The sequence below is a fragment of the Streptosporangium amethystogenes subsp. fukuiense genome (genome assembly GCF_042665875.1).
Taxonomy (GTDB): Bacteria; Actinomycetota; Actinomycetes; order Streptosporangiales; family Streptosporangiaceae; genus Streptosporangium; species Streptosporangium fukuiense.
Window position 1 is genome coordinate 8,179,673 of the sequence record NZ_JBHTEE010000001.1, and the last position, 17,063, is coordinate 8,196,735.

The following is a 17,063-nucleotide window of genomic DNA, read 5'->3' on the forward strand; positions in this document are numbered from 1 at the left end:
CGCTAAAGAACCCCCGATCCTCAAACAGATCATGGCCTTGTACAAGGGTGCGCAGTTGAACGCCTTCAAGGCGCGGAATGCCAAGAAGAAGCGAAGTATTCAGGACAGGCTGAGCAACACTCCGGTGACCGGCCTCCTGCGCAAGCATGCCAACGTGAACCCCATGGCGCTGCTTGGCGCAGGTGTGGCCACCGCCGACCACATTCTCGAACTGGGTGCGAGCAGACTCGCGGCACGGGCCAACATAGACGCCGATGCTGCTTCGAAATGGATCAACGCGGCGAGGGACGTCAAGCGGGCCCAGGCCGGTGACGACGTCCCCGCGCTCAAGCCGGCCGACTGGTCCGAGGAGGACGTGGGCTTGGTGAGGGCCCTGTTGGCACTCGAGTCCGCAGAGCTCCTCCGATCCGCCACACCGGGGCTCTCCTACGCCACCGACCGTGCTCGCGTCCTCCTCAAAGGGACAGGTTGGCTGCGGTGGAAGCTCACGACAGGTGCGAGTGACAACTTGGCCGAGAACATCGCAGAGCTGTCCGAGTGGATCTCCTCGGGGAAGGGCGAGGCCCATCAGGCCGGGGTCGAAAGCCAGCTGGCCAGGCATTTGGCGCTGATCGACGATCTGCGGAATCCAGGCGAGGTTGCACGCCTCTGGGCCTACAAGCGTGAAGAGCTTCTGACTCTCTTGCGAGAAGAGGTCCCTTAGCTCGGCGTGGTGAGCACCACCGGTTCAGCGGTCGAGGAACACCCATGGGCGAGCGTGAGCAGAGCCTGACGGCCGGTGGTGATGAGCTGCGTGGCCCAGGGCCATCGGGCGGCGATGCGGAGCCGGAGTCGTCGCCGCCGTGGATCAGGCGCCCGGCGATGGCGATTGGAACGATCCATGTGCGAGCTTCGCCGAAAAATGTCAGTGTCGCCGGACGATCTGGAGGGGTATATGACATGAGTGAGGCCGCGCTTCAGCCGAATGAGACGACGGTGCCGCTGATGCCGTGCGCGTCGGTGGAGGACACCCTGGCGTTCTACGAGACGCTGGGGTTCGAAGTCACCTACAAACAGGGCAAGCCCTATGTCTATCTGGCGTTGCGGTTGAGCGGATTCCAACTGCACTTCGGCCCGGCACCCAAGGGGCTGGATCCGGCCCGGGAGGAGTCCGGGGCCTGCCTGGTCATGGTCGACGCCGTGGCGCCGTACCACGCGGCGTTCGTCGCGGCGATGCGCCGGGTCTACGGGAAGGTGCTGAGTTCCGGCCTTCCCCGGATCACCCGCTACCGGCCGGGCGCGTCCCGGTTCACACTGATGGACCCGTCCGGGAACTCGATCATATTCATCCAGCGCGACGAGCCGGCCGAAGTGGAGTACGGCGGCTCGAAGAAGCTGACGGGCCTGGCCAGGGCGCTCGACAACGCCCGGATCCTGCGTGAGTTCAAGAACGACGATCTGCAGGCTTTCCGCGCGCTCAAGTCCGCGGTGCGCAAACACGGCGCGGAGGCTCCGGTGGTCGAGCGGGGCATCGCCCTGTGCCACCTCATCGACCTGGCCACGGTCCTCGGCGAGCCCACCGATCCGTGGGCCGCCGATCTGCGCGGCCTGGAGTTCACCGCCGACGACCGGCAGCGCATCGAGTCGGAACTCGGGCATCTCCCCGGACTGCGGGAATGGCTTCCCTGAAGAGGATCGAACCGCCCAACAGCACCGGCATCGACGCGGGGTTCGGCCGTCCGGACGGACGCTGTGGTTGACCGGTCGAGAGACGAAAGTCGGTGTTCATTTACGCGCCATCGCGTTCTATGATCTTGACTCGGCGGAGTGTGTCCTCTCGCAGAGCTTGTCCGCCGCCTGGGCTGCCGTTCATCATGAATGGATCGATCGGTCCGGTGAGCTGGTCCTGCGGGGTGATCCAGCAATAAATCGCCATTTTTCCTATTTTCGAGTGATTCGTTAATTTGATAGCTCGCCTGGTGGGGCGAAGGGGGCACGCGTGACGGCTGACGGTATCGAGGCGCTACTCGCCGGCCGGTACGAGCTGCTGGGAGAGATCGGCACCGGGGGAATGGGCACGGTGTGGAGAGCCCGTTCGGTGGTCACCGGCGAGCCGGTGGCGGTGAAGGTCCTGCACAAGAACCTCAGCGCCGACGACGGCTTGGTGCTGCGGTTCGTGCAGGAGCGCAATGTGCTGCGCGCGCTGCGCCATTCCCACATTGTCACGATGCGCGACTTCGTCATGGGCGGCGACCAGCTCGCCCTGGTGATGGATCTCGTCGACGGCAAGGATCTACGGGCGCTGCTGCGTGAGCGTGGCTCACTACCTCCCGCCGAGGCCGTACGCCTGGTCGGCCAGATCGCCGACGCGCTGACGCACGCTCATGCCCACGGCGTGGTTCACCGTGACGTCAAACCGGAGAACGTCCTGGTCGATGCCGCCGGACAGGCACGGCTGACCGACTTCGGCGTGGCGCGTCTCGCGCACGGCCCCAGCCTGACCCAGACCAGCTTGATCCTCGGTACTCCTTCCTACCTGGCGCCCGAAGTGGCCGATGGGCACTCTGCCACCCCCGCCGTGGACGTCTACGCGATAGGCCTGGTGCTGTACGAGTTGCTGGCCGGACGCCCGCCCTTCGTCGGCGACCATCCGATGGCCGTGTTGCGCCAGCACGCGATCTCGGCCCCACGCAGACTGGCCGGGATGCCCGATGCCGTCTGGTCGATGATCACCACCTGTGTCGCGAAAGATCCGGCGCGGCGGCCCTCCATCGACCACGTGGCCGCGACCGCACACGCCCTGGTGCCGGCCCTGGCCGGCCTGCCCGCGCTTCCCCCGATCAGCCGGACGGCCGACCCCGCGATCACCCGCGAACCCCTGGCCCCCGACGTGGCCCCCGACATGGTCGTCACATCGCCTCGTCCCCGGCCCGAGTCACGATCACGGCCCAGGCGGCGCCTGATCGGCGCGGCGGCGGTCACGACCGCGCTGGCCGCCTCAGCCGCGGTGGCCCTGGTGGTGAACTCCTCCGGCGAGGCCGCTCTCACCCCGTCGGCAGAGCCTGCCACGGCCGCGGCCGCCCTGGCTCCGACGACGGCCCGGAACACACCGCCGAGCCCGCAAGCCGACGCCACCTCCTCGAAGGAGTCCCCGCTCCCCAAGCCCAAGCCCAAGCCCAAGCCGATATCCAGCACCCCGCCGATCACCGCCGCCGAGCCCGCCGAGAAGGACGAGGCCACCGCCAGACCGTCGCCGAAATCCACCCGGCCGAAGACGGAGGTCACCCCGGAAGACGAGGGACCGGCGGACACCCCCGCCTCCGAACAGCCGCAACCCCAGTGGCGGTGCAGGTCGTGGATCTCCACCGGAGACGGCACCGGCACGCAGATGTCACCCTGCATGGCCCTGGTCGGTGACGTCTTCCATCTCCTCGGCCGTATCCGGGGCGCCGCCGATGTGCGCTCGGACGTACATGTCCAGCTGTACAACACCGACGCCGACAGCAACGTGGCCCAGCCCATGATCTGCACCGGTCTGTCACCGGCCGCCGACGGCGCGGTCGCCACCTGCGGCCCGTTCACCGTCACCGCTCAGCGCGTGGGGGCGAAACTCAACGTCCGGCAACGCTGGCGCAGGAGCGGCACCTCCGCCTTCGGCGGGGGCAGCGAGAGTCCCTGGGTGTTCTGGTAGTTCCGGAGCGCCGGACGGCTCCGGCCGCCTGAACCCCGGCCCCCTGCCGGTGGAGATCCCGGTGCCGTGCCGGTCGCGGCGTAGCGGTGGCCGGCCTGCCCGGAGTCGAGCCGCAGGGTGATCTCGTGCTCGTCGTCCGGACGGGAGCCTTTGCGTGGTCGTGGCGGGGGATCGGGTTATTCGCCGGTGACGCCGTCGATCCGCTCGCGCAGCAGGTCGGCGTGGCCGTTGTGCCGGGCATACTCCTCGATCATGTGGACGAGGATCCAGCGGTGGGAGCAGTCCTGCCCGTGGCGCTGCCGCTTTCCGACGGCGTCCAGCGGCACCTCGGCCGAGAGCCTGCGGGCGTGCTCGATCTCGGCCCGCCAGGTGGCGAAAGCCTCCTCGGCGGAGGCGGTGTCCACGTCGTTGAACTCGGCGTCGGGGTCGTCGGTCTGGTAAAGGCGAGGGACGTCCTCGTCGTTCAGCACGTGGCGGAACCAGGCGCGCTCCACGTATGCCATGTGGCGGACCAGGCCGAGCAGCGACAGCGTCGACGGCGGTGCGGAGCGTTGGCGAAGTCGCTCCTCCGAGAGCCCCGCGCACTTGACGGCCAGGGTCTCGCGATGCCAGTCGAGCCAGTTGTTCAGCATGGTGCGCTCGTCGCCGAGAAAGGGAGGGGGAACACGGTCGTCAGTCATCGCTCACAATTCTCCTGCCCGCGAAGTGCCGTCTTGGATTCGTGGCCGCGGAACGACACGATACGACCTGCTGTGACGCCCGGCTCTCAGGCTCGGTACAGCGTGCGATTCGGCCCCGCTGTTGGCCGCCGACTCTCAAGGTCCGTTGCCGGGCGGCTCGGCATGAAGGGCGACGGCGTCAGCCGCAGCGTCCGAACATCTGTACGTAGGTGATGGCCGGGGTGATGGACCCGGCGGCCGGGTCCGCGCTTCCCCAGGCCACTTTGGTGTGCAGCTCGGTGTAGGCCGGGTTGAGGATGGTGTCGCGGTGCGGCTTGCTGTTCATCCACCAGGTGACGGCCGCCCGCGGTGTGACGGAAGAGGTTCCCCACCCCGCGTAGGTGTTCTCGCTGATGGAGAACGGGGCGCAGCGGCGATCGTAGCCCACCGCCTGGGCGCGGCTCAGCGGGGTCGAGCCGGTCCGCGGGTTGATGTGCGGGTCGCACTGGCCGGGGTTGCCCTGCACGGGGCGGCAGTTCTTGCCCGGCTCCACCTTTCCCCACCAGCGCAGTCCGACGGCGTCCGCGGCGTGCCTGGCCGCGGCGGTGCCGAGCGTCGCAGCCCCCGATTTGCCCAGCGAGAGGTATCTCTTCAGCGGTTTCAGGCCGGTCCGTTCGGCGTTGACGAGACACAGGACCGCTGTCTCGATGGTGGTCGCCTGCGCCCTGAAGTCGAAGCGTCCCCGGCTGGTGGCGGGGAACGCGGACTGGGGCCGGTAGACGAGGTCGATGTTCGCGCAGGTTCCGGCGCCTTTCAACGGCGCTGTCGCGGCGGCCGCCGGCTGTGCCGCCGAGACGATGCCGGTCAGGCCCAGCAGGAGGGTGCCGGTCACGACGGCGGCCTGCCGGTGGCGTGACACGGGACTGTCGGGCACGGGTCGCCGCTGTTCGCGGGAGAGCTGTAGGAGGCTGCTCATCGGGGGACTCCTCGGCGTCGGTGTCCTCCAGTGATAGGCCGGGGGCCTTACAAATGCCTTGCGATGCCCTTAAAGACCTTTAGATCGCTTTTTTTGGGTATTCACCCCCTATCGGGGGTCGAAATTTCCCTCACATCGCACCCGGCGTGATCGTAGGTTGGTTCGGTGCGGTGGGGCAGGGGAATCGGCGGCGTTCTGGCGCTCCTGGCGCTTGGCGTGCTCTTCTTCTTGCTCGGCCTGGAAAGCGCGGACCAGTTCGCCAGTGTCCTCGGCGCCTTCATCGGCCTGATCGGTCTGAGCCTGGCGGTCGTGCAGTGGCGCGCGACTCGGGGCGCCCAGGGGCTCGACGCGGCGGCGCGCGATCTCGCCGAGAGTGTCTACGCCCAGTGGTCGGCCGGGGCCGTGGTCAGGTCGCTGTCCCGGCCGGCTCCACTGCCGGTTCGCTGGGCCAGCACCAAGCGCCCGGTGCAGGCCCCGCCGATGGCCGTTCTCGGCTGGCGGGGGACGGGCGTTCGGTCGGACTCTACGCGGCCATCTTCGGCTCGGCCTTCATGATCGCGTCCGCGGTGAACACCCCGTGGGGGGTGTTCCTGCTCTCGCGTCTCTGGCTGGCGGCGACGGGACGGCTCCCGCTACGGTTCCCCCGGTTCATCGACAACGCGCACCGGCGCGGTGTCCTCCGGCAGGTCGGGACGGTCTACCAGTTTCGGCACGCCCGGCTTCAGGATCGGCTCGCCCCCGTCCGGCCGGACACGCGGCGACCCGATGCCGTCCCGGGTGAGCCACTGGGGTTCTGGATGCGTCTGTCCGGGCTGGCCATGGCGTTCCTGTTCCCACCGCTCATTCTTCTGGTGATCCCGGAAGCGCCCGGCCTCGACCACCACTCCGGGGTCCGGCCACGCCACCTGACGCCGCTGGACAACCCGCACTGCCCGCTGGGCTGGAGGTCCCTGGGCTGCGGGGCGGCGTTCGTCTGGGAGTTGCCGCCCGGCGCCGTCGCCACCACCACGTTCAAGGTCTCCCCAGGTCTCACCGAACAGCCCGTCACCGGTTTCCTGGGCGCCGTCGCGGTCGAGGAGTGCGAGGGGGCGACGGTCGGGCTCGCGCTCGCGGGCGCCGGATCCACCTCGGTCACCGGTTCCCGCTTCGACGACACCCCGCTCAGGGAGCTCGCCAGGGGGATGCCCACGGACCCGGCCCGATTGACGTTCACCCTCCGCAGGCTCGACGACCGCCCCTGCACGGCCCGCCTGTTCTGGGACGACAGGGGACTCGACTTCGACCTCGTCTTCCGGCTGAGGCACAGATTCCGCTCCTGACGGCGGACGCCCGGCTCGATCCGCCGTCACGTCCGGACGGCCGCGCCTGCGAGGCGGACGGACAGTTCACGCAGGTGCCGGGCGAGTTCCGGCGGTGACTCGACCTCGAAGTCGACGCCGAGCACGCCCACCGTGAACGCCACGAGGTCGAACGAGTCCGAGGCGATCTCCAGCAGGCAGGTGTGGTCGTCGACGGGGGTCACGAGTCCGCTGACGCGTCCGGCGACGTCCGTCGCGGAGGCGTGCACCCGCAGCCGGGCGCGGAGCGGCCACATCTCGAAGCCCATCGTTCTGCACAGGTAGGCCGCCACGTCACCGTCGGGTGGTTCACGATGGGCGAACCGGGGGCCGTTGGGCGTGCGCGGGGACATCCGGTCGACCCGGAAGGTGCGCCAGTCGGTCCGTTCGACGTCCCAGCCGACCAGGTACCACTTCCGCCCCCAGCAGACGAGGCGATGTGGCTCGACGTCGCGGCGGGACTCGGCCCCGTGATGGCTGACGTAGTCGAAACGCAGCGTCTCGGCGGCTCGGATCGCGGCCGAGATCGCGGTGAGCACCGCCGCCCGCACGGTCGGCCCGCCCTTGGACGGCATCGCGACCATCGCGCCTCTCAGCGCGGTGACCCGGTGTCGCAACCGGGACGGCAGCATCTGCTCGACCTTGGTCAGGGCGCGCAGCGAGGCCTCCTCGATCCCCGCCACACTGTGCAGCCCGACCGTGACCGCCACCGCCTCCTCGTCGTCCAGTAGCAGCGGGGGCAGTGAGGTACCGGCTCCGAGCCGGTAACCGCCGGCCGGGCCCATCGAGGCGTGGATCGAATACCCCAGCTCACGGAGCCTGTCGACATCGCGGCGTACCGTCCTGGTGGTGACCTCCAACCGCTCGGCGAGTTCCGTGCCGGACCAGTCGCGGTGCGTCTGCAGCAACGACAGCAGTCGCAGCAGCCGAGCGGGTGTTTCCAACATTCCTCCACTATCGCCGCTGTGTAGGAACGGAGCTGTCCTACACACGGCGCATTCTTGGCGGCATGAGCACAGAAACGCCCTTCCGCATCGATATTCCGCAGGCAGAACTCGACGACCTGCGGGACCGGCTGGTCCGTACCCGCTGGCCGGACGAACTGCCCGGCGTCGGCTGGTCCTACGGGGTGAACAGGGGCCACCTCGTCGAGCTGGTCGAGTACTGGCGCACCGGCTACGACTGGCGGGAGCACGAGGCCCGCCTCAACAAGGTCCCGCAGTTCACCACGGAGATCGACGGGCAGAACATCCACTTCCTGCACGTACGCTCGCCCGAGCCGGACGCCACTCCACTGATCATCAGTCACGGGTGGCCGAGCACGGTGTACGACTTCCTGGACATCCTCGGGCCGCTGACCGACCCGCGGTCACACGGCGGGGACCCGGCGGACGCCTTCCACGTCGTCGTTCCCTCGCTGCCGGGCTTCGCGTTCTCCGGGCCGACCCGGGAGACCGGCTGGGGGGTCGACCGCACCGCGCGGGCCTGGGCCGAGCTGATGCGACGGCTGGGGTACCACCGCTACGGCACTCAGGGCGGCGACTGGGGCAGCATCGTCTCCCCGGCGATCGGCCGGGTGGACCCGGAGCACGTCGTCGGCGTCCATGTGAACGCGCTGGCCAACGCCGCGACAGCGGTCGATCCCAGCGAGCTGGGCGCGCTCTCCGAGGCGGACCGGGAGCAGGCCGGGCAGAACCAGAGGTGGTGGTACGGCCGCTCCGGCTACGCCACCCAGATGGCCAACCGGCCGCAGACCCTGGCGTACGCGCTCAACGACTCCCCGGCCGGTCAGCTCGCGTGGAACCTGGAGTGGTTCGTGGACTGGGACCCCGCCCGGACCGAGCAGACCCCGATCGACCGCGACGTCATCCTGACCAATGTCACGATCTTCTGGCTGACCGCGACCGCGGGATCGGCCGCCCGGCTCTACCGTGAGGCCGGACCGGAGTCGTGGGGCCCACGTCCCGAGCCCGCACCGGTTCCGACGGGTGTGGCGAACTTCCCCGGTGACCGGGCGATCCGCGGGCTGGCGGAGCTGTCGAACACGATCACCCACTGGTCGCGGCACCCCCGCGGCGGCCACTTCGCCTCACTCCAGGCCCCGGACCTGCTGGTCTCGGACATCCGCGAGTTCTTCCGGACAGTGCGACCCCGGTAGCGGCGGTCCGCCTTCCACGCAGGGCGGGGCAGGGGAGGAATCTGTCCCGCGCATGACGTCGGCCCGGCGGCCTGGCTGCTCGGGGAGGCCGCCGGGCCTGGTCCAACGGCGTCAGCCGGTGCCGGTGTTCAGGCTGGGACCGTCGTCCTGGCCGCCGCTCTCGGTGTGGTGAGCGGGGCCCTCGCCGGTGGACGAGTCGGTGGACGAGTCGGCGGGAAGGGGCAGGGAGGTCGCCTCGCAGGGCGCGACCGTCCCCTTGACCACCTGCAGCGAGGTCGCCACGGGGGGCCTGTCCGCTCCGGCCCGGTCGACGGTGATCGCCAGGACCAGCGTCCGGTCCGCACCGACCTGCTCCTTTTCGATCTTGAACGCGATCCCCTTGCCGTCCTCGCCGACGCCGACCCGCATCTGCCCGCCCGCACCCGCCGGCTCACCCCGGGAGGGCCGGCAGGTCTGGCCGTCGGGCAGGTAGTCGACCACCGCCCTGACGCCCGCGTCGGCGAGCTCGGCCTGCAACTCGCCGGGGTCGCGGAACTCGTTGATCCGCACCTCGACCGACCCGTCCGCGCCCCTGTCCACCGCGTAGGCCGGCGTACCGGCTCCGCCGAACAGGATGAGCGCCCCCGTGGTGGCCGCCGCGACCCCCGCGACCGCGGCGGACAGCCCCAGGAAGCGGCGGTTCGGGACGTGGCGCACCGGTGTCCGAACGGTCATGTTCTCCTCCGCCCTCCTTGTGGTGATCTCTTCCTTGAGCGCACTGAGCAGGCGCTCTTCAAAGTTGCCGTTCACGCTTCTCCCTTCACGTACACGGCCGACGGCGAAGCGACGTTTTCCAGGGCGCGTCTGGCCCGGTGTAACCGGACTCGTGCGGTGACCTTGCCGATGCCCAGGGCGGCGGCGGCTTCCGTGACGGTGAGCTGGTCGATCGCCACGAGCTCCAGCACGGCCCGCTCGCCCTCGGACAGGCCGGCCATCGCCTCCAGAGCGCGCCGCGTCTGGCGTTCGGCGTCGATCCGCTCCTCCATCCGGACGAGATCGTTGTCGTCCATCATTCGCCTGCCCGCGACGCGGCCGTTCGCCCGCATCTCGCGCGCCGCCCTGCGATGGTGTGCCGACACGACGTTGCGCGCCACGCCGTACAGCCACCCGATCTCGCTGCCCCGGCCTGGCCGGTAGGTGTTCGCCGAGTCCAGGGCCGCCAGGAAGGTGTCAGCGGTCAGGTCGGCGGCCAGGTGGGGGTCGCTCACCCGGCGTACGACGAACCGCATGACAGCGTCGACGTGGCGGCGGTAGAAGGCCTCGAAGGCCACGGGATCCTCACTGAGGCGCACTGGCCTCGCTCCCTTCGTCGTTCGCCCTTACACCTCTACTTGGGCCGGGCGACGCGAAGCGTTTCCGGTCGGATCCGGCTGACGACGGTGGCCGGCGAAAAGGATTGGTGGACTCGTCGTCGCCACCGGCATCATGGGCGGATGGTGATCAGAGAAGCCACCGCTGAGGACTGGCCCGCCATCTGGCCGTTCTTCCAGGAGATCGTCGCCGCCGGTGAGACCTTCACCTATCCGACCGACCTCGGGCGGGACGCCGGGCGCGGCTGGTGGCTGTTGCCGTCGCCGAACCGTACGGTCGTCGCCGTCGACGACGCGGGGAGGGTCCTGGGCACGGCGAAGATGAACAACAACCAGGCGGGCAACGGCTCGCATGTCGCGAGCGCCAGTTACATGGTCGATCCACGGCATTCCGGTCAGGGCGTCGGCCGGGCGCTCTGCGCGTACACGCTGGAGTGGGCGCGGGCGGCGGGTTTCCGCGCGATGCAGTTCAACGCGGTCGTGGAGACCAACGCGCACGCGGTGCGGCTGTACGAGTCACTCGGCTTCGAGGTGCTGGGCACGGTGCCGGAGGGTTTTCTGCACCCGGCGAAGGGCTACGTCGGGTTGCACGTCATGTATCGCGCTCTCTGAGGGGCAGCGAGGCGGGCAGGCCGAAGGGGACGAAGTGGTCGGGGCCGATGAACGAGGTGATCTCACAGACGCGGTCGCCGCGCAGGGTCAGCACGTTGAGCGCCCAGGGAAGGTACCCGCCGAGGCCCTCGTGCCAGATGTAGGAGGCCACCGTGGGCTGGCCGTTCGCGCTGGTCGGAAGGTTCCGCCAGCCGGGACAGTCGGTCAGCGGGACCCGTACGGCGAAGTCGGTGACGGCCGCCAGGCCGTGGTACCAGTGTGTCAGCGGCGGCATCGACCAGGTGACGTCCTCGGTCAGCAGCGCGACCAGGGTTTCGGCGTCGCCGCTCTCCAACGCGGAGGAGTACCCGGCGACGATCTCCCGCAGGCGCGCGTCGCCGACCTTCCGCAGGGTCCGCTGCTGGCTGCGGGAGGGGACCTTCTCCGCGACGATCCGGCGGGCCCGCTGCAGGGCACTGTTCACCGACGCGACGCTGGTGTCCATCGTGGTGGCGATCTCGGCGGCGGAGAAGCCGAGGACCTCGAAGAGCAGCAGCGCCGCCCGCTGGTTGCCCGGCAGATGCTGCAGGGCGGCGACGAAGGCCAGTTCGACGGCTTCGCGCTGCTCGTAGCGCGCGTCCGGGGCGGCCGGCCCCTCGGCGAGGCCGGCGTCGGGGTAGGGGCCCAGCCAGGCGACGTCGGCGAGCGGGGCCTCGCCGACCACGGCGCGGTCGCTGGACGGGCCGAGGTCGACGGGCATCGCCCGCCTGCCACGGCGCTCGACGGTGTCCAGGCAGGTGTGGGTGGCCACGGTGTAGAGCCACGAGCGCAGCGAGCTACGGCCCTCGAAGCGCACGAGCCCTCGCCACGCCCGCAGCAGGGCGTCCTGCAGGGCGTCGTCGGCGTCGTGGGTGGAGCCGAGCATGCGATAGCAGTGGGCGTGCAGCTCCCGGCGGAGTGGCTCCACCAGGCGGGTGAAGGCGGCGTCGTCGCCGTCGCGCGCCAGGGCCAGGTCGGAGTCCTCGGTCCGTGCGGAAGAAAAATCGCTCACAGGCGATGATTCTGCCGCACGGTGGCGGTCTCCTCTCTGACGAGAACACCAGGAGGATTCCCATGACCCACCATCCCGTGCCCGGATGGTTCGACATCTCCACCCCCGACGCGCCGCGAGCGCGGCACTTCTACCGGGAGATGTTCGGCTGGCCGATGAACGTACTGGACGAGACCTATGCGCTGGTGGGAGGGGAGGACGGCCGGCCGGCGGGCGGGATCGGCCAGGCCGGTCCGGACAGCCCCTACACCGGGATCGTCGTCTATTTCCCGGTCGACGACGTGGACACCGCCCTTGAGCGGGCGGAGAGGCTCGGTGGCGGCCGGAGGCTGGAGCCGCAGAGCGTGCCCGGGATGGGGCGGATAGCCGTGTTCGTCGACCCCGACGGCAACGCCGTCGGCCTGCTGAGCCCCTGACATCCACCACCGACCAAGGAGGACAGGTCGACATGACCGAAACAGAGCTGAAAGCCGATCTGCACCGTTATCTGCAGCAGGCCCGTGAGGCGCTGCTGTGGAAGCTCGACGGGCTCTCGGAGTACGACGTCCGCCGCCCGATGACGCCGACCGGCACCAACCTGCTGGGGCTGGTCAAACACCTGATCGGCGTCGAGTTGGCGTACCTGGGGTACGTGTTCGGGCGGCACTTCGAGGAAAAGGTGCCCTGGTTCGGCCCCACCGGCCGCCTGGAGGACGTGGACCCCGCGGACGAGGTCCCCAACGCCGACATGTGGGCCACCGCCGAGGAGTCCCGCGAGTACGTCGTCGGGCTGTACCGGCGGGTGTGGCAGCACGCGGACGCCACCGTCGAGGCGCTGGGGCTGGACGAGACCGGCCACGTGCCGTGGTGGGCCGAGGGACAGAACAAGCCGACGCTGCACCGGGTCCTGGCCCACCTGATCGCCGAGATCCAGCGGCACGCCGGGCACGCCGACATCGTCCGGGAGCTCATCGACGGGGCCGCCGGGGTGCGGGAGGACAACGACAACCTGGCACCGGGCGACCGGGCGTGGTGGGAGGAGTACCGGAACCGGCTGGAGCGGGTGGCCCGGGAGGCCGGCCAGGGCTGAGCCCGTCGGTCCGCCGCGCGGGGATGCGCTGCCCGGCCGGCGCGTCCCCGCACCCGAGCCCCGGGGCAGGGTCGGCGCGGGGCCGGGTCAGCGGCGCTGGTCGCCGCTGCGGCCGCGGCCCCGGTCGCTGGTCAGGGTCGCGAGCAGCGGGCCGAGGCGGTACTCCACCGGGGTCGTCAGGGCGATCTCGGTGGTGGACCGGACGACGCCGCGGATCGTCAGGACCTCCTGGATCAGCGACTGCAGTTCGGCGTGGCTGCGGCAGGCCACCCGGACCATGACGTCGCTGGTGCCGGTGGTGGTGCAGACCTCAAGGACCCGGCTCAGCCGCCCGAGCGCGCCGGTGACCTCGCCCAGGGTGCCCTGGGTCAGCTGCAGGTGCAGGAACGCGGTCACCGGCAGGCCGAGGCGTTCCAGGTCGACCCGGGCGCTGAAGCCCGTCAGCACCCCCGACTCGACGAGCCGCTGGTAGCGCGCCTGAACCGTGTTCCGCGCGACCCCCAGCCGGGCCGCGAGCTCGCTGGTCCCGGCCCGGGGGTCCTCGGAAAGGGCGGTCAGAAGTTCCGCGTCGAGCCGGTCAATGCTGGTCACTGTGCGCACCTGTCGTCGTTTGCCGTGGGGGTCAACTGAGCAGGACGCTCAATATTCCTGCAGAACCTTGACGTACCAGCCACTCTAACTCCAGATTTACCGACATATGCGTCAGTTTCGGTGAAGGAGGCACACATGACCCAGACCGCCGAGCCCGTGGCCGGGGCGGGTGCCCGTATCGACCTCGCCGATCGCTACCGGCCGGGTTCCGGCCCGGTGCTGCTGACGGGAGTCCAGGCCGTCGGCCGGTTGGTCGCCGAGCAGCGCGCGCGCGACGAGCGGGCCGGTCTGCGCACCGCCACGTTCGTGTCGGGATACCAGGGCAGCCCGCTGGCCGGTCTCGACAAGACGCTCGCCGGTCTGAGGTCCGACGACCTGCGCCTGCTGCCCGGGCTCAACGAGGAACTCGGCGCCACCGCCGTCTGGGGCAGCCAGACCGCCCTGCCCGGCGGGCGGCGGACCCACGACGGCGTGGTGGGTCTCTGGTACGGCAAGGGGCCCGGCGTCGACAGGTCGGGCGACGCGATCCGGCACGCGTCCACGTACGGCGTCGACCCGCGCGGCGGGGTGCTGGCCCTCGCCGGTGACGACCCCGGCTCGTCGTCGTCCACGCTGCCGTGCGTCAGCGAGCGAGCGCTGGCCGCGATGGGGCTGCCCGTGCTCTACCCGCGCGACGCCGAGGAGATGGTCGCCCTCGGGCTGTACGGCATCGCCCTGTCCCGGGCATCCGGCTGCTGGGTCGGCGTCAAGGTGGTCACCGCGGTGGCCGACGGGCTCTTCACGGTCGACCGCGACTTCGCCGACATGCACATAGAGGTTCCCGGGATCGAGTGGGAGGGGCGGCCGTGGACCTACCGGCAGCGCACCCTGCTCTCCCCGACCGACAGCCTGCTCGCCGAGGCCGACCTGTTCGGTCCCCGGTGGGCGATGGTCGAGGCGTTCGGAGCCGCCAACCCGCTGGACGTCGTCGAGGTCGACCCCGCCGACGCCTGGCTCGGGATCGCGGCGCCCGGCGCGACGTACGACGCGGTGCGCCAGGCCCTGCTCGACCTGGGCCTCGACCAGCGGGACCTTGAGCGGGCCGGGATCCGGCTGATGCGGATCGGGATGCCCTACCCGCTCGGGGCCGGCACCCTGCGGCGGTTCGCGCGCGGGCTCCGCCAGATCCTGGTCGTGGAGGAGAAGACCTCCTTCGTCGAGAGCCAGGTGCGCGACCTGCTGTACGGCTCGGCCGACGCTCCGGCGGTGCTGGGCAAGCGGGACGCGGACGGTCGGCCGCTGGTGCCCGCCGGGGGACTGCTGAACGCCGACCGGCTGACCGGGCCGCTGCGCGGGCTGCTCTCCGGCCGGGTCGAGCTCGCCCCGCCGCCGAGGAAACCCCGGATGGCACTCACCCTGACACCGGTGGCGAGCCGCACCCCGTACTTCTGCAGCGGCTGCCCGCACAACCGGTCGACCGTGCTGCCCGAAGGGTCCCTGGGGGCCGGCGGCATCGGGTGCCACACCATGGTGACGATCGCCGACCGCCAAAGCGCGCGGGTCACGTCGCTGACCCAGATGGGCGGCGAGGGGACGCAGTGGCTGGGACAGTCGCAGTTCACCGACGTGCCGCACATCTTCCAGAACGTCGGCGACGGCACCTTCTTCCACTCCGGCCAGCTGGCGCTGCAGGCGTGCGTGGCGGCCGGGGTGAACATCACCTACAAGATCCTCTACAACCAGGTCGTCGCGATGACCGGTGCGCAGGACCCCCAGGGTGCCCTGAGCGTTCCGGCGCTGACCCGCAAGCTGCACGCCGAGGGCGTGGCCAGGATCATCGTCTGCGCCGAGACGCCCCGCGGCTACGGCAGGCGGGCCCGGTTCGCGCCGGGGACGCTTGTCTGGCACCGTGACCGGCTCGACGAGGCGCAGCGACTCCTTCGCGACGTGCCGGGCGTCACCGTGCTCATCTACGACCAGCAGTGCGCGGCCGAGGCCAGGCGGCTCCGCAAGCGCGGCCGGCTCGCCGAGCGGACCGAACGGGTCGTCATCAACGAGAGCGTCTGCGAGGGGTGCGGCGACTGCGGGGTGCAGAGCAACTGCCTGTCGGTGCAGCCCGTGGAGACCGAGCTCGGCCGCAAGACCAGGATCGACCAGACCTCCTGCAACACCGACTACACCTGCCTGAAGGGGGACTGCCCGTCGTTCGTCACGGTGCGGGTCGACCCCTCCCGCAAGCCCGCGGCCACGTCGCGACCCGAGCCCCCCTCGGTGGCGGATCCGGTCATCCCGGTGGCGAGCCCGACGTACGACGTGTTCCTGGCCGGGATCGGCGGCACGGGCATCGTGACGGTCAACGCGGTGCTGGCCACCGCCGCCCTGCACGACGGCCTGCGCAGCGCCGGCCTCGACCAGACCGGCCTGTCGCAGAAGGCCGGCCCGGTGACGTCGCACCTGCGGATCTCGGTCGACGGCGGCGAGCCGGCCAACCGGGTCAGCACCGCCGGCGCCGACACCGTGCTGGCGTTCGACCTGCTCGTGGGCACCGACGCCAGGCACCTGGCCCTGGCGAGCCCCGAGCGCACCGTCGCGATCGCCTCGACGAGCCGGACACCGACCGGGGAGATGGTCTACGACGCCGGTCTCACCTACCCGGACGCCGAGCCGATGCTCGCGCGCCTGCGGAACTCGACGTCCAGGCTGCACGAGCTGGACGCGCTCGGCGCCGCCGAGGCGCTGTTCGGCTCCACGGACGTGGCGAACCTGCTGGTCGTGGGGGCCGCGTTCCAGGCCGGTGCGCTGCCGCTCACCGCGCGGGCCATCGAGCGGGCGATAGCGCTCAACGGGGTGAAGGTCGACCTCAACACCGCCGCCTTCCGCTGGGGCCGGGTGAGCGTCGCCGACCCGGCCGCGTTCGCCCGCGCCGTCTCGGGCGACCGGGTGCGCCCCGCCGCTCCCGACGGCTCCGAGTTCCTGGCCGGCCGGTCCATGGAGGGCGAGACCGCCCGGCTGGCGGGCCTGCGGGCCGTGCAGCTGCGGGCGCACTCGAGTGCGGACCTGGCCCGGCGCTACGTCGACCTCGTCGAGACCGCGTGGACCGCTGAGCGGGCCGTGGGGGAGGCGACGGCCTTCAGCGAGGCGGTGGCCCGCGGCACGCACCGACTGTGGGCCTACAAGGACGAGTACGAGGTGGCCCGCCTGCTCACCGACCCCACCGCCGACCCGGTCGCCGGGCAGGTCCCCGGGGCCGCGAAGGTCACCTACAACCTGCACCCGCCGATGCTGCGGTCGATGGGAATGAGCGGGAAGCTCAAGCTCGGTCCCTGGTTCCGGCCGGTGCTGCGCGGGCTCGCCAGGGGGCGGGTGCTGAGAGGTACCCCGCTGGACCCGTTCGGGTTCGCGCACGTCCGCCGGCTTGAGCGCGCGCTGGCGGCCGACTACCGGGACATGGTCGTCGAGCTGGCCCGGACCCTCGACGCGGGCGGCTACGACCGCGCGGTGCGGGCCGCCGAGGCCGCGGAGCTGGTACGCGGCTACGAGGGGGTCAAGCTGGCCGGTGTCGAGCGCTACCGCGAGCGGCGCGACGAGCTCGGCGTCCCGCTCGGCGCCGAGGTGCTGCGGCTCCTGCGCTGA

17 protein-coding genes are annotated in these 17,063 nt (G+C 70.7%); 10 read left to right on the plus strand and 7 right to left on the minus strand.

Translation table 11 applies throughout. The annotated features are described in order from the left end of the window. Positions 1-31: 31 nt before the first annotated feature. From ACFQVD_RS36435 to ACFQVD_RS36445, 3 genes are all read left to right on the plus strand, one after another. Positions 32-703, plus strand: a complete 672-nt coding sequence (locus ACFQVD_RS36435) for a hypothetical protein (RefSeq protein ID WP_343965655.1) — start codon at positions 32-34, stop codon at positions 701-703. A 236-nt stretch (positions 704-939) separates the two neighbouring features. Further along, entirely contained in the window at positions 940-1,668 is a 729-nt protein-coding gene (locus ACFQVD_RS36440) for a glyoxalase (protein ID WP_343965657.1), read from the plus strand. 310 nt (positions 1,669-1,978) lie between these two features. Beyond that, positions 1,979-3,670 (plus strand): serine/threonine-protein kinase, encoded by a 1,692-nt coding sequence (locus ACFQVD_RS36445; protein ID WP_343965659.1) that lies wholly within the window; start codon positions 1,979-1,981, stop codon positions 3,668-3,670. 176 nt (positions 3,671-3,846) lie between these two features. Here the strand turns inward: ACFQVD_RS36445 and ACFQVD_RS36450 are convergent, their stop codons facing one another. Continuing rightward, a complete protein-coding gene (locus ACFQVD_RS36450; protein WP_343965661.1) occupies positions 3,847-4,350 on the minus strand; it encodes a DinB family protein in 504 nt (167 codons plus the stop codon). A gap of 178 nt (positions 4,351-4,528) precedes the next feature. Continuing rightward, positions 4,529-5,305: a CAP domain-containing protein gene (locus tag ACFQVD_RS36455; protein ID WP_343965663.1), complete on the minus strand. Its 777-nt coding sequence runs from the start codon at positions 5,303-5,305 to the stop codon at positions 4,529-4,531. Between the two features lie 165 nt (positions 5,306-5,470). On the opposite strand from ACFQVD_RS36455, the gene ACFQVD_RS36460 reads away from it, so the two are divergent. Both ACFQVD_RS36460 and ACFQVD_RS36465 read left to right on the plus strand, forming a co-directional pair. Then, entirely contained in the window at positions 5,471-5,860 is a 390-nt protein-coding gene (locus tag ACFQVD_RS36460) for a hypothetical protein (protein WP_343965665.1), read from the plus strand. Beyond that, positions 5,857-6,624: a hypothetical protein gene (locus ACFQVD_RS36465; RefSeq protein WP_343965667.1), complete on the plus strand. Its 768-nt coding sequence runs from the start codon at positions 5,857-5,859 to the stop codon at positions 6,622-6,624. The genes ACFQVD_RS36460 and ACFQVD_RS36465 overlap by 4 nt, the downstream gene beginning before the upstream one ends. 26 nt (positions 6,625-6,650) lie before the next feature. Here the strand turns inward: ACFQVD_RS36465 and ACFQVD_RS36470 are convergent, their stop codons facing one another. Beyond that, complete coding sequence (locus tag ACFQVD_RS36470; protein WP_343965669.1) at positions 6,651-7,589, minus strand: helix-turn-helix transcriptional regulator; 939 nt, start codon at positions 7,587-7,589, stop codon at positions 6,651-6,653. A 62-nt stretch (positions 7,590-7,651) separates the two neighbouring features. Here ACFQVD_RS36470 and ACFQVD_RS36475 point away from each other — a divergent pair, with 62 nt between their 5' ends. After that, positions 7,652-8,800 carry an epoxide hydrolase family protein gene (locus ACFQVD_RS36475; RefSeq protein ID WP_343965671.1) on the plus strand — a complete coding sequence of 383 codons (1,149 nt, stop codon included), beginning with the start codon at positions 7,652-7,654 and terminating at the stop codon, positions 8,798-8,800. A 111-nt stretch (positions 8,801-8,911) separates the two neighbouring features. On the opposite strand, the gene ACFQVD_RS36480 is transcribed toward ACFQVD_RS36475, so the two are convergent. Both ACFQVD_RS36480 and ACFQVD_RS36485 read right to left on the minus strand, forming a co-directional pair. Next, a complete protein-coding gene (locus ACFQVD_RS36480) occupies positions 8,912-9,589 on the minus strand; it encodes a hypothetical protein (RefSeq protein ID WP_343965673.1) in 678 nt (225 codons plus the stop codon). Beyond that, entirely contained in the window at positions 9,586-10,131 is a 546-nt protein-coding gene (locus tag ACFQVD_RS36485) for an RNA polymerase sigma factor (protein WP_343965675.1), read from the minus strand. Before ACFQVD_RS36485 ends, ACFQVD_RS36480 begins: the two co-directional genes overlap by 4 nt. 141 nt (positions 10,132-10,272) lie before the next feature. Between ACFQVD_RS36485 and ACFQVD_RS36490 the strand changes: the two genes are divergently transcribed. After that, positions 10,273-10,761 carry a GNAT family N-acetyltransferase gene (locus tag ACFQVD_RS36490; protein ID WP_343965677.1) on the plus strand — a complete coding sequence of 163 codons (489 nt, stop codon included), beginning with the start codon at positions 10,273-10,275 and terminating at the stop codon, positions 10,759-10,761. Here ACFQVD_RS36490 and ACFQVD_RS36495 read toward each other — a convergent pair. Beyond that, entirely contained in the window at positions 10,742-11,791 is a 1,050-nt protein-coding gene (locus ACFQVD_RS36495; protein WP_343965679.1) for a sigma-70 family RNA polymerase sigma factor, read from the minus strand. The two genes, ACFQVD_RS36490 and ACFQVD_RS36495, sit on opposite strands and share 20 nt — an antisense overlap. Before the next feature lie 62 nt (positions 11,792-11,853). On the opposite strand from ACFQVD_RS36495, the gene ACFQVD_RS36500 reads away from it, so the two are divergent. Next, entirely contained in the window at positions 11,854-12,207 is a 354-nt protein-coding gene (locus ACFQVD_RS36500) for a VOC family protein (RefSeq protein WP_343965681.1), read from the plus strand. Between the two features lie 32 nt (positions 12,208-12,239). Beyond that, on the plus strand, positions 12,240-12,860 hold the full coding sequence (locus tag ACFQVD_RS36505; RefSeq protein ID WP_343965683.1) for a DinB family protein: 621 nt from the start codon (positions 12,240-12,242) through the stop codon (positions 12,858-12,860). A gap of 87 nt (positions 12,861-12,947) precedes the next feature. Here the strand turns inward: ACFQVD_RS36505 and ACFQVD_RS36510 are convergent, their stop codons facing one another. Beyond that, a complete protein-coding gene (locus ACFQVD_RS36510) occupies positions 12,948-13,451 on the minus strand; it encodes an Lrp/AsnC family transcriptional regulator (protein ID WP_343965685.1) in 504 nt (167 codons plus the stop codon). A 135-nt stretch (positions 13,452-13,586) separates the two neighbouring features. On the opposite strand from ACFQVD_RS36510, the gene ACFQVD_RS36515 reads away from it, so the two are divergent. Further along, a complete protein-coding gene (locus tag ACFQVD_RS36515; protein WP_343965688.1) occupies positions 13,587-17,063 on the plus strand; it encodes an indolepyruvate ferredoxin oxidoreductase family protein in 3,477 nt (1,158 codons plus the stop codon).